12 protein-coding genes are annotated in these 11,151 nt (G+C 41.2%); 6 read left to right on the top strand and 6 right to left on the bottom strand.

Translation table 11 applies throughout. The features are described 5' to 3' along the window. The 3 genes from ACZFYI_RS08875 to ACZFYI_RS08865 form a co-directional block, all read left to right on the top strand. Nucleotides 1–290: shikimate kinase (locus ACZFYI_RS08875; protein ID WP_462523765.1), on the top strand; the 290-nt coding region annotated here is incomplete at its 5' end. Continuing rightward, nucleotides 287–463, top strand: a complete 177-nt coding sequence (locus ACZFYI_RS08870; RefSeq protein WP_462523764.1) for a hypothetical protein — start codon at nt 287–289, stop codon at nt 461–463. The genes ACZFYI_RS08875 and ACZFYI_RS08870, both read left to right, overlap by 4 nt. A gap of 142 nt (nt 464–605) precedes the next feature. Beyond that, nucleotides 606–857: a hypothetical protein gene (locus tag ACZFYI_RS08865; protein ID WP_462523763.1), complete on the top strand. Its 252-nt coding sequence runs from the start codon at nt 606–608 to the stop codon at nt 855–857. 15 nt (nt 858–872) lie between these two features. On the opposite strand, the gene ACZFYI_RS08860 is transcribed toward ACZFYI_RS08865, so the two are convergent. The 5 genes from ACZFYI_RS08860 to ACZFYI_RS08840 all read right to left on the bottom strand — a co-directional run bounded on the left by ACZFYI_RS08860 (nt 873) and on the right by ACZFYI_RS08840 (nt 5,578). Next, nucleotides 873–1,742 carry a nucleoside phosphorylase gene (locus tag ACZFYI_RS08860; RefSeq protein WP_462523762.1) on the bottom strand — a complete coding sequence of 290 codons (870 nt, stop codon included), beginning with the start codon at nt 1,740–1,742 and terminating at the stop codon, nt 873–875. Beyond that, a complete protein-coding gene (gene trhO, locus ACZFYI_RS08855; RefSeq protein ID WP_462523761.1) occupies nt 1,739–2,710 on the bottom strand; it encodes an oxygen-dependent tRNA uridine(34) hydroxylase TrhO in 972 nt (323 codons plus the stop codon). The genes ACZFYI_RS08860 and trhO overlap by 4 nt, the downstream gene beginning before the upstream one ends. A 54-nt stretch (nt 2,711–2,764) precedes the next feature. Beyond that, entirely contained in the window at nt 2,765–3,403 is a 639-nt protein-coding gene (locus ACZFYI_RS08850; protein ID WP_462523760.1) for an acetyltransferase, read from the bottom strand. Nucleotides 3,404–3,454: 51 nt separating this feature from the next. Then, the gene (locus tag ACZFYI_RS08845; protein ID WP_462523759.1) at nt 3,455–4,750 is read right to left on the bottom strand and encodes a DUF2851 family protein; all 1,296 of its coding nucleotides are present in this window, start codon (nt 4,748–4,750) and stop codon (nt 3,455–3,457) included. 99 nt (nt 4,751–4,849) lie between these two features. After that, nucleotides 4,850–5,578 (bottom strand): lysophospholipid acyltransferase family protein, encoded by a 729-nt coding sequence (locus ACZFYI_RS08840; protein ID WP_462523758.1) that lies wholly within the window; start codon nt 5,576–5,578, stop codon nt 4,850–4,852. A gap of 290 nt (nt 5,579–5,868) precedes the next feature. Between ACZFYI_RS08840 and rpsA the strand changes: the two genes are divergently transcribed. Both rpsA and ACZFYI_RS08830 read left to right on the top strand, forming a co-directional pair. Next, a complete protein-coding gene (gene rpsA, locus ACZFYI_RS08835) occupies nt 5,869–7,662 on the top strand; it encodes a 30S ribosomal protein S1 (protein ID WP_462523757.1) in 1,794 nt (597 codons plus the stop codon). A 210-nt stretch (nt 7,663–7,872) separates the two neighbouring features. Beyond that, entirely contained in the window at nt 7,873–9,057 is a 1,185-nt protein-coding gene (locus ACZFYI_RS08830; protein ID WP_462523756.1) for a hypothetical protein, read from the top strand. A 223-nt stretch (nt 9,058–9,280) separates the two neighbouring features. Here ACZFYI_RS08830 and folB read toward each other — a convergent pair whose 3' ends face one another. After that, a complete protein-coding gene (gene folB / locus ACZFYI_RS08825; RefSeq protein ID WP_462523755.1) occupies nt 9,281–9,640 on the bottom strand; it encodes a dihydroneopterin aldolase in 360 nt (119 codons plus the stop codon). Nucleotides 9,641–9,720: 80 nt separating this feature from the next. Here folB and ACZFYI_RS08820 point away from each other — a divergent pair. After that, the coding region (locus ACZFYI_RS08820; protein WP_462523754.1) for a glutamine--tRNA ligase/YqeY domain fusion protein at nt 9,721–11,151 on the top strand (1,431 nt) is incomplete at its 3' end.

The raw sequence follows: 11,151 nt of genomic DNA, 5'->3' as shown, positions 1-11,151 counted from the left end.
TTTATTTAATAAGTTATATGGGGGTGGGAAAGACCACAAATGGACGTAAAATTGCCGCGCGCTTGGGATTGAATTTCATTGATTTAGATGCCTATTTAGCCAACCAGGAAGGAGAAAGCGTAGCTGATATTATTCGAAGCCGAGGCGAAGATGAATTCCGAAATTTAGAGAGAAAGTATTTGAATAGTCTTTCCCAAAAAACGAATGTGGTTGTTGCAACCGGAGGTGGAACGCCTTGTTTTTTTGATAATATGGATTGGATGAATGACAACGGAACAACCGTTTTTTGAACCCTACGATTGATATTTTGGTAAAAAGATTGCAGCCCGAAACCGCAAAACGTCCATTATTAGCCGATAATTCAGCCGAAACGCTCGGTTTATTTATTTCACAAAAATTAGAAAACCGCTTAAAATATTACGAAAAAGCACAACTCATTATTAATATGGGTACAAAAAAATAAGGAAATTATATACTAAAAATTATTTTTTGGTGTTTAATCGATAAAAATAAGTATTAATACGTATTGAATTACTAATATAATTGGGTTATTTTTGGATAAATTATTTAATAACAAAGAAATGAATATTCATTGTACATTTGGAATGTTTAAAATAATTCAGTCAGTCAGCAATGAGGATGAACTTTTGGTTTTGTCTCAATGGGAAAGTTTAAAAAAATTGTTTGAGGCAAAAAGGATATTTTTGGTAAATACCGATGATGCAGTATTTGGGGTATACCTAGCCAAAAATGAATGTTTGGATGCCATGAATGAAATGATCAAAAATATTGACTATAGGGATTGGGATCATCTGAAACTGGAAAATGATCATTACTATTTGAAAAGCAATGCATGATTAGAAATTAGCGGATTAATTGTCCGCTAATTTTTTTAAAGTATGCTGGATCAGATTGTCCACAATACCATAAGCGTCTTTAGAAAATTCATGGGTGATTCTATTGGCAATGATTGCATTAAGGCTCAATACTTCATGGCCTAAAAGCCGACCCATCGCATAGTATCCTGCGGTCTCCATCTCAAAATTTGTGAGTTTGAAGCCATCAATATCAATATTTCCTAATTTTTCAATGATATCGGGAATAGCAGGTTTGATTCTTACTTCTCGTCCCTGAGGGCCAAAAAATCCTGGGCAGGTAACGGTATTTCCTTTCAAGAGTCCTTCTCCCAAAAGATCAAGCAGCTTCTTTGAACCCTTTACGCAATAAGGAGTGAAAGAAAGTTCGAGGTCTTCCTGAATTTTTCTACCCACCTTTTGCTCTAAATCGGTATATTCAGTATTGTAAAAAGCCATCAAGGTATCAAGCCCGATACCATATTCTGAAGCGAGCATTGTTCCTGCAGGAATATCTCTTCGCATACTTCCTGAAGTGCCCACCCTGATAATATTAAGGCTTGTATGGTTTTCTTTTGGGATCCGGGTACGGAGATCAATATTCACTAAAGCATCGAGTTCGGTCATAAAGATCTCGATGTTGTCTGTACCCATTCCAGTACTCATCACGGTCAATCTTTTGCCTTTATAATAACCTGTGTGGGTCACAAACTCCCTTTTGCTGATAGAAAACTCAATTTCATCAAAATACTTGGAGACCTTAGAAACTCTTTCAGGATCCCCTACAGTAATAACAGTTGAAGCCAGGTGCTCTGGCTTCAAGTTCAAATGATAGATGCTACCATCAGGGTTGATGATCAATTCCGACTCTGGAATCCTTTTGCTCATTGAGGTTGATTTATTTTGTCCTTCCTTCTTACCAAGCCTTTGTACGGATTGTACCCGTTTGTGTTTTTTTGGTAATATCCCGTTCCGTCGTAAGGACGTTTTTCTGGATTTTCCTTACATTCCACAGAACAGGCGCCCTCCATTTCCCATCCGCATTTTTCACAGATCGGAAGATGGGCGTTGCAAGTTGGATTGGCGCAATTGACCATACGGTCGCATTCTGTGCCGCATAAATGGCAGGTAGAAATAACCTTCGGATTCACCTTGTTGATATCGACGGCTATCCTGTTATCAAATACATAGCATTTGCCTTCGAAATCCTCTCCTCCAGCCTCAATGCCGTATTTGATGATGCCACCATGGAGTTGGTAGACATCCTGGAAGCCTTGTTCCAAAAGATAAGCAGAAGCCTTTTCGCATTTGATGCCACCTGTGCAATAAGTCAAAACCTTTTTGCCTTTGAGATGCTCAAGTTCTTTTACCTTCTCGGGAAAATCGCGGAAATTATCGATGTCCAAAGTAAGGGCACCTTTAAACCTTCCTAGCTCATGTTCATAGTTGGACCGGACATCAAGGATGACCACGTCTTCTTGGTCTTTGAGTGCTTTGAATTCTTCAGGTGCTAGGTGTTTGCCTGTTTTGACATTGGGATCAAGGTGGCGAAGGCTGCTGTGAACGATCTCAGGCTTGACGCGCACATGGATTTTTGCAAAAGCATGTTTGTCAAAGGCTTCAATTTTGAATTCTGTTTTGGCAAATCTCGGATCGGCATGGATATAGGCCATGTATTTTTCACAATCTTCTTTCAGACCGGAAACGGTTCCGTTGAGGCCCTCAGGTGAAATGATGATCCGGCCACGGATATTGTTCTCAATACAAAAAAGATGGTGTTCCTCGCGGTATGCCTCCGTGTCTTCGATGGTGGCATAGCAATAATATAGTAGAATGCTATAGGGTTGATTTTCCATAACTTGAGCCCTGTTTCGGCAGGGTGTTTTGGTTTATAAATAAGATTTCAATAATTACTTTTTGATAGGAGCGGCAGGATTTCCAAATACTGTCTCCCCGTCTTTGACATTAGAGATCACGACAGACCCTGCCCCGACTCTTGCATTTTTTCCGATTGTAATGCCTGAAACCAAAGTGACTCCCGAGCCTATAAATGCGCCTTCTTTGATCGTCACCCCGGAATTGACAATAGATCCTGCACCGATCTGGACAAAGTCTTCCAACACGGACTCATGGTCTACAATGGCACCTGTATTGAATATGCAATGACTGCCGATTTTGGTGCCTGCGCCTATATTTACCCTGCCGTTGATGAAGTTGCCGTGGCCGAGAACAGCATCTGTGGACACATAGGATGTCTCATGTATGGCATTGATGGGCTGGACTTTCCGTCTTTCGTTAAGCATTTTGACTAGAAATTGACGGTATTTATTGTCATCCACAGCCACAAATGCTTCACACTTATGTCCAATGAGTTTCAAGAAACCATCATCTTCCGGGTTTCCCAAAACAGGTACCACATTGATTTCAGTGCCGTGCAGTTTTTCATCTTCATCCAAAAAGCCGTATACGATGACCTTGTTGCTATTGAAAATCTCTAGTGCTGGATGGGCGATGCCTTTTGCTCCAAGAATAATAACCGGTTTTTCCATTTTTTTCCTGTTCGGATCGCAAAAGTACGCAAATCAGGTTTTAAACAAAAATCATTTCCTCTCCGGCTTGAGCAGGTTCTGCCCGATCTTGCAATCAAGGCACTTTTTTGGTTTACAGTAATCATGGTACAGACCGATCATTCCCTGACTGTCAAATGCTGTTTTGGCTTTCCATTGATGGGCTGCATATTTGCGGATGATGAAGTTTTCTTCGGCCTGTATTTCCTGAAGGAGATCGAAGCATTTTTCTTTCCAGTCGCTTTCTTGGATATATTGACCATAAGCGTACCAAATCGGAATGACAAAATTGATCGTGAGCAGGGATAAAGTATTGTTGCTGAGTTTTTTGGCTGACTTTTTCTGAGAAGGTATTCCGACTTTGATGTGGTAGAGCCAATATTCAGGAGTCTCTATTTCAAACACTTTTTTGAACTGCTCAAAATGCTCATTGTGATGAATGACGGATGAAAACAGGTTTGAGTTTTTGTTGAATATCTGTACTAATTGGGCAATTCTCAGTGGTGGGAAGTTTTGTGGTCTAACACCCATCATGATCCATTCATGGTGATGTATTGTTCTTTGAAGGCTATATTTTTTCTGATAAAAATCATATTCTTTTTGCAGGAAAAGACTGTATTCATCCATTGCTTCCAAAGGAATCAAATCTGCCTGACCAAGCAAAATGGATTCAATGATCTGGGGCTGGTTTCCGTGTTTTTGAAGGATTTTGTAAGGAACGCTTTCGGCCAATTTGAGCATGGTGGCGGCATTGGTCTTGAATCCAAAGCACTGAAACAGCCACCGGTATGCCGTCTCTTCCCAATTGTTGTTGGTGGATTCCAATAGCTGCCCGAGCAAAGAAGATTTATGTTCCAACCGCTCTACAAGGGTTTTTTCCAACATAGAAAATTGGATGATAGGAGGAATCTTTTCCAAAAGATTGCCACAGAGGATTTCGTCCCGGCTACTTGTCAGCCTTTCGTAATTGCGGATGACATCAAGCAAGATTTTTCCCTTCAGCTCCAAAGTGGGGATTTTGCTTCCGTCATTTCTGAGTATGGTTTTGTCCTCTTCCCAAACCACATGCAGCACGACAGAATTGTACCTTAAGTCGGCATTGTGGTCATGAGATTTCCAGTCGGATGCCTTGCGGTGCACTTCCACATGTCCGAAAAGATCCAATTTGCCAAGTTTGATGTGGGCTTCCTGAAAATCCGGTCCTTCATGGAAATTGTGGTAGCCGATTTTTTTGACTTCGATCGGAAGTCCTTCGGTGGTCTGCAGGGAATTTTTGTCAAAATATTGGTATTTCCACACGGTCTGCAGAAAGTCTTCCTGAAAATTCATGTCTTAAAAATTGGGTTGAAAATGGAAAAATCAATTTCATGATTATTCCAATGATTAAAAAACCCAAGCCTTTCAGGAGGCGATTTTAGTCGACTAATATCATTCGTGGGTCAAAATCATTGCCTCTAGCCTGTTGTAGCATTTGTCAGCCAATTTCAGAAATCCATCTTCTCCCGAAAATGAATTGGGATCAATAGCAGCTGAAAAATAAATTTGGACTTTGCCCGGTTTGAGCAAAATCGTGCCACGCTTCATGATTTTGTCAGCTCCGATGACAGCCATCGGCATAATAGGAGTATTGGTCTCGATTGCAATCCTAAAAGCCCCTTTTTGAAAGGGCAGCAAGGTTTTACCGGTATCGTTTCTTGTCCCTTCCGGTGCAACAACAATGGAAATGCCTTTTTTGAGAATCTCCATCAGCCTGTCCACGGAGGCTTTTCGCGAAGCGGTATCCTTTCTGTCTACCCAAACCGCCACTCTTGAAACCACAAAACCAAATACCGGGATTTTAGAAAGTTCCTTTTTCCCGATAGCACGCACTTCCTGTGAGATGGCCATCGGAATCACCGGTGCATCTATAAAAGACCTGTGGTTGAAAATATAGATGTATGCCTGCTTTGGTTCTATGTGTTCCCGACCGTGGATTTCATAGCGGATGCCTACCAAAAAAGACCAAATCCCCGCCCAAAGACGGATAAAAACAAAAGAAACTTTTCCACCCCTAGGACTGAGCAATAAAGGAATTACTATAAACAATCCAAATACCAACATCAACAGGATAAACAATGCGGCAGCATAAAGGGTATAAATCCACAGAATGATTTTCATTTTAGGAAAGGTTTGGGTAATTTTATCGATCGTTAAATAAATTTACTAACTCTTTACTTGCAAACAACCCCTGGGAGCGATTTCAGGGGTTTCGTTTTTTTAAATCAAATTAAGACTGCTAAACAAATACATTTTTTAATTCAATAATTCTTCTTTTCCAAAAATACCTTACATTTGCAGTCCGTTCGAGTGAACGGGGTCTCTGCGAAGATTCTCAGCGACTTTTCATCAACTTAAAGCCTCAATCCAATGACCCTAGGATGGAGGAATTTCAGGGTCAATCACACATTATGTCTAATCAAAAAGAGTTTAACTGGGATAATTTCTCCACCAAAGGTTTTGGTGACGGCTATTCCAAAGAACAAAAGGCCGACATGGAAGCCATGTATGCCGGAACTTTGAACACGATCACAGAAAAAGAAGTCATCAAAGGCACCGTAGTTGGTATCAATGACAAGGACGTGATCATCAACATCGGTTTCAAATCTGATGGCTTGGTTCCTGTATCTGAATTCCGTGACCTTCCTAATCTAAAAATCGGTGATCAGGTAGAACTATTCATCGAAGAGCAGGAAAATGCCTTGGGACAGCTTGTCCTTTCAAGGAAAAAAGCAAGAATGGTACGTGCATGGACTGACATCGAAGATGCCCTTACCAATGACAGCGTCATCGAAGGTCTTGTAAAAAGAAGAACCAAAGGTGGTCTTATCGTGGATATCTACGGTGTGGAGGCTTTCTTGCCAGGTTCTCAGATCGACGTGAAGCCTATCAGGGATTTTGATATCTATGTAGGTAAGAAAATGGAAGTAAAAGTGGTTAAAATCAACCACACCAACGATAACGTAGTTGTTTCGCACAAAGTCTTGATCGAAAAAGACCTTGAGAAACAAAAAGCAGAAATCCTCAACAACCTTGAGAAAGGTCAGGTATTGGAAGGTGTCATCAAGAACATGACCAACTTCGGTGTATTCATCGATTTGGGTGGTGTTGACGGCTTGCTTCACATCACTGATATCTCTTGGGGTAGAATCAACCATCCGGAAGAAGTACTTAACCTTGACGACAAAGTTCAGGTGGTGGTACTTGACTTCGATGATGACAAGAAAAGAATTTCTTTGGGTATGAAGCAATTGACTTCACATCCTTGGGATGCGCTTTCTGCTGATCTTGAGATTGGTTCCAAAGTACAAGGTAAGATTGTAAACGTAGCTGACTACGGTGCCTTCTTGGAATTGGCTGCAGGTGTAGAAGGTTTGATCCACGTTTCTGAAATGAGCTGGTCACAGCACTTAAGAAACCCTGCTGACTTTGTGAAAGTAGGTGACGAAATCCAGGCTGTTGTTTTGACTTTGGACAAAGACGAAAGAAAAATGTCTTTAGGCATCAAGCAGTTGACAGAAGATCCTTGGACCAAAGGTGACATGGCTGCCAAATATGCAGTAGGCACCAAACACAAAGGGGTGGTAAGAAACTTGACCAACTTCGGTTTGTTCCTTGAATTGGAAGAAGGAATCGACGGGTTGGTACACGTATCTGACCTTTCTTGGACCAAGAAAATCAAGCATCCATCTGAGTTTGTGAAAGTCGGTGACGAATTGGCTGTAGCTGTTTTGGAACTTGACGTTGATAACAGAAGATTGGCACTTGGTCATAAGCAATTGGAAGAAAACCCTTGGGATACTTTCGAAACAGTATTTCCTATCGGATCTGTGCACAAGTGTACAGTGAATTCTAAAAATGACAAAGGTGCAGTTCTTGAGCTTCCTTACGGTCTTGAAGGTTTTGCAACCTCCAAAAACCTTGAGAAAGAAGACGGATCTAATGTAGAAGTCGGTGAGTCTTTGGATTTCAAAGTAATCGAATTCTCTAAAGATGACAAGAGAATTGTCCTTTCCCATACTGCTACTTACAAAGAAGATGCTAAATCTGCTGCAACTTCAGCAGCTGCTGCAGCTGCCAAGAAAGGCAAGAAAAAAGCTGACGAGCCAAAGGCTGAAGCCACTGCTGCTGCAGAGAAATCAACTTTCGGTGACATCGATGCTTTGGCTGAGCTGAAGGAGAAGATGGAAGGCGGAAAGAAATAGGACGCAAGTCCCGATAGCTTTCGGGATGAGACTTGAGATATTAGCTCATTCTTAAATAATAGAAAAGTGTCTGCCGAAAGGTGGGCACTTTTTTTTATACTATTCAATCAAATTCCTAAGCCACATTAGCCAAAATATTGTTGTCAAATTCTAAAGAAATTGAACTAAGAATAAAATTGAATATTGAAAGTTATTTTTTAAAATTGAACTATGAAACAATTCCCACTTTACTTATTCCTATTGATTTTGTTTTGTTCCTGCGCTGAGCGTGGAATAAAGGAACAGGAAATTCCTACCTCTTATTCGTTTGAGATTATCGACTCGCTGGATTTGAAGATTTTGGGCGATCCCCTAATTACGGATGTCAGCCCAAACGCAGACCGGTTTGCCTTCTATGATTTTGCAGGAAGCGAATTTATCATCACTGACGGCTCAGGAACCATTCTGAACCGGTTTTCAAAAAAAGAAGACACACCTGACTCCTATGGATTCCTGATGGAATTTCCAGGTTTCTTAAATGAAAATCAGATTGCTCTTGTAGGAATGAGAGGGATTTTTATATATGATTTGGAAGGCAATATGATTAAAAAACTTTCGCATCCTGAGACTTTGGGTGGAGCGGGTTTCATGAGTTTTTCTGGGAAAGGAATCGAAACTGTAACTCTTAATGGTAAGCAGTATTTGCTAAGTAAATCTGTCCGGACTCGGGAGACGTTCCCCGGAGAACAAAAATTTTACAATAGCTTCAGGGCATTGGAACTTATCGATATTGAGGAAGAGAAATTCATTGAAATTGTACCCTTTGAGCAAGGAAGTCAGTTTTTGGATGGAAACGGCTATTTTGAAAGTGATTATGCTCCGGCATTAGAGGCCGCAGAAGGTAAACTATACATCGCCTTGGGTGGGGAGCAGCGGCTGAATGTATATGACCTGAGTCCTGAGGCAGCAAAGTTGGATACGGTGGTCATGCTCGATTTGCCCGGCTTTGGCAAACTGCCTGTAACGCCAAGGGCTGAATTTGCGGAAGGTACCGTTATTATAAAAGGTGGCACTCCTGCTATCCGAAACATTCATATCGTAGATGGGAAAATCTTGATGCAATATTATGGAGGAATTCCCGAGGAAAAAATGAAGGAATTAGAAGCGCTTTATAGTTCAGGAAGTGAAGAGGAAGCTGAACTGCTCTATGAAAAAATTGAAAGTGAAGTCAATCAGGGGATTTTGATATTGGATCAAAAGACTTTGGAAGTAATTGGAAACCTTGATTTTCCCGAAGGAGTTAATGTTAGCGGTTTTGCCTCAGGTGGTGGATTTCTATGGATGGAAAAAGCTCCAAATAAGGAAGAGGAAGAAGATTTTTTAAGGATTTACAAAGTACAATTGGAAAAAAAATAATAAACCATTTTACGTACTCCTTCCAAACCTTACATGAAGGGTTTTAAAAAAAAACGCTAGAGAATAAAAAAGCATCCCCAAAATAGGATGCTTTTTTTGAGGTCGAGAGCGGATTCGAACCGCTGTACAAGGTTTTGCAGACCTCTGCCTAGCCACTCGGCCAAGACGCCATTTTTTTAAGACCACAAATGTAGGAAAAATTTAATCACTCCTTGTCCTGAGGCTATTTTCTTTCCCTTACCATCTCTATCGTAACGGCAGCAACGTCGCCACCAATAGGAGGGTTTAATTTGGACACTGAAACGCAGGCAGAACTTACTAAAGAGCAGCTGGATAAAATTCTTTCAAGAATTGACGCAGCCACAGTCTCTAAAAGTTTTCTTGGTTGGGCCATTTCTTCGGCGATTATGGCGTTGAGCAAAACATAGTCAACAGTGTCGCTCAGGTTATCGCTACCTGCCGATTTGGTCAAATCAGCACTCACAGACAGGTCTACTAAATAGTCGCTTCCAATTGTAGTTTCTTCTGACAAACAACCGTGGTAGGCGTACAACCTAACTTGGTCTAATCTAATGGTTCCCATCGGTATTAATTTTGATTCAAATATAGATTATTATCTATGGTTTTTGTGTTTTAGTTACATTTGCTATTCAATTTCAGATGATGTCAGAAGCCCGTGCAACTAAAAATTTTATCACTCAAATTATCGAAGACGATGTGTTAGCAGGCCTTCCTGTTTCTTCTCTTCGTTTTCGTTTTCCCCCAGAGCCCAATGGGTTTTTGCACATAGGACACACAAAAGCTTTGGGAATTAGTTTTGGTCTTGGCGAGGCATACGGAGCCCATGTTAATTTGAGATTTGACGACACCAATCCAGCTAAGGAAGAACAAAAGTATGTCGACGCCATTAAAGAGGATATTCTATGGCTTGGATACCAGTGGGATAAGGAATGTTATACTTCGGACTATTTCGAACAGCTTTATCAATGGGCTGTTGTTTTGATCAAGGACGGTAGAGCTTACGTTGACTCTCAAAGCAGCGAAGCCATAGCGTCACAAAAGGGTACCCCTACCGAGCCCGGGTCAGCTAGCCCTTACAGAGACAGATCCGTTGAAGAAAATTTATTACTTTTTAAGGAAATGAAGGATGGTCAACATGATTCAGGCAGTCATGTTCTGCGGGCAAAAATTGACATGGCTAGCCCCAATATGTTAATGCGAGATCCTATTCTTTACCGCATATTAAAACAATCTCATCACAGGACAGGTCAAGATTGGTGTATTTATCCGATGTATGATTGGGCACACGGCCAGAGCGATTACCTTGAAAACATATCCCACTCATTGTGCTCCCTAGAGTTCAAGCCCCATAGAGATTTGTATGAGTGGTGTTTAGAACAAATAGCAATGGACGGCACATTGTTGCCTAAGCAAAGAGAATTTGCCCGACTGAATCTTTCTTATACGGTTATGAGCAAAAGAAAACTGTTGAGACTTGTGGAAGACGGGGTCGTTAGTGGTTGGGACGACCCCCGCATGCCAACGATTTCTGGACTGAGAAGGCGCGGCTATACCCCAAATGCTTTGAGAAACTTTGTCGAAACTGTTGGGGTGGCCAAGAGGGACAATGTCATTGATGTAGCTCTTTTGGAATTTTGTGTTCGTGAAGATTTGAATTTATTAGCCCCAAGGGCTATGGCCGTTTTAGATCCCATCAAACTGATCCTATCGAACTACTACGCACCTGAAACAGAAATGTTGTCGGGAGAAATAAACCCTGAGGATCCATTGTCAGGGGAAAGAAGGATTCCTTTTTCAAAGACTCTTCTCATAGAAAAGGAGGATTTCAAGGAAGTAGGAGAATCTAAGTTTTTTAGGTTGTCTTTAGGGCAAGAAGTTAGGCTTAAAAGCGCTTACATTATTAAGGCTGAGAGTGTGGTTAAAGATTCTAATGGCGCTATAAAGGAAGTCCATTGCAGTTACGACCCAGAAAGTTTGAGTGGTAGCGGCACTGAAGCCAGTTTGCGAAAAGTTAAGGGTACCCTCCACTGGGTTTCCGAACCTCACGCGCTCAAGGCTGAAGTCAGGGTTTAT

It is taken from the genome of Aquiflexum sp., assembly GCF_977115555.1.
Note: the sequence above shows the minus strand (reverse complement) of the source record. Positions and strands in the feature narration are given on the sequence as shown.

Excerpts from the sequence above, each read along its gene's own strand:
- ACZFYI_RS08860 (WP_462523762.1), bottom strand. The coding sequence starts at position 1,742 with ATGAGCAAAAGGATTCCAGAGTCGGAATTGATCATCAACCCTGATGGT.
- ACZFYI_RS08830 (WP_462523756.1), top strand. The coding sequence starts at position 7,873 with ATGAAACAATTCCCACTTTACTTATTCCTATTGATTTTGTTTTGTTCC.
- rpsA (WP_462523757.1), top strand. The coding sequence starts at position 5,869 with ATGTCTAATCAAAAAGAGTTTAACTGGGATAATTTCTCCACCAAAGGT.
- trhO (WP_462523761.1), bottom strand. The coding sequence starts at position 2,710 with ATGGAAAATCAACCCTATAGCATTCTACTATATTATTGCTATGCCACC.
- ACZFYI_RS08865 (WP_462523763.1), top strand. The coding sequence starts at position 606 with ATGTTTAAAATAATTCAGTCAGTCAGCAATGAGGATGAACTTTTGGTT.
- ACZFYI_RS08840 (WP_462523758.1), bottom strand. The coding sequence starts at position 5,578 with ATGAAAATCATTCTGTGGATTTATACCCTTTATGCTGCCGCATTGTTT.
- ACZFYI_RS08845 (WP_462523759.1), bottom strand. The coding sequence starts at position 4,750 with ATGAATTTTCAGGAAGACTTTCTGCAGACCGTGTGGAAATACCAATAT.
- folB (WP_462523755.1), bottom strand. The coding sequence starts at position 9,640 with ATGGGAACCATTAGATTAGACCAAGTTAGGTTGTACGCCTACCACGGT.
- ACZFYI_RS08850 (WP_462523760.1), bottom strand. The coding sequence starts at position 3,403 with ATGGAAAAACCGGTTATTATTCTTGGAGCAAAAGGCATCGCCCATCCA.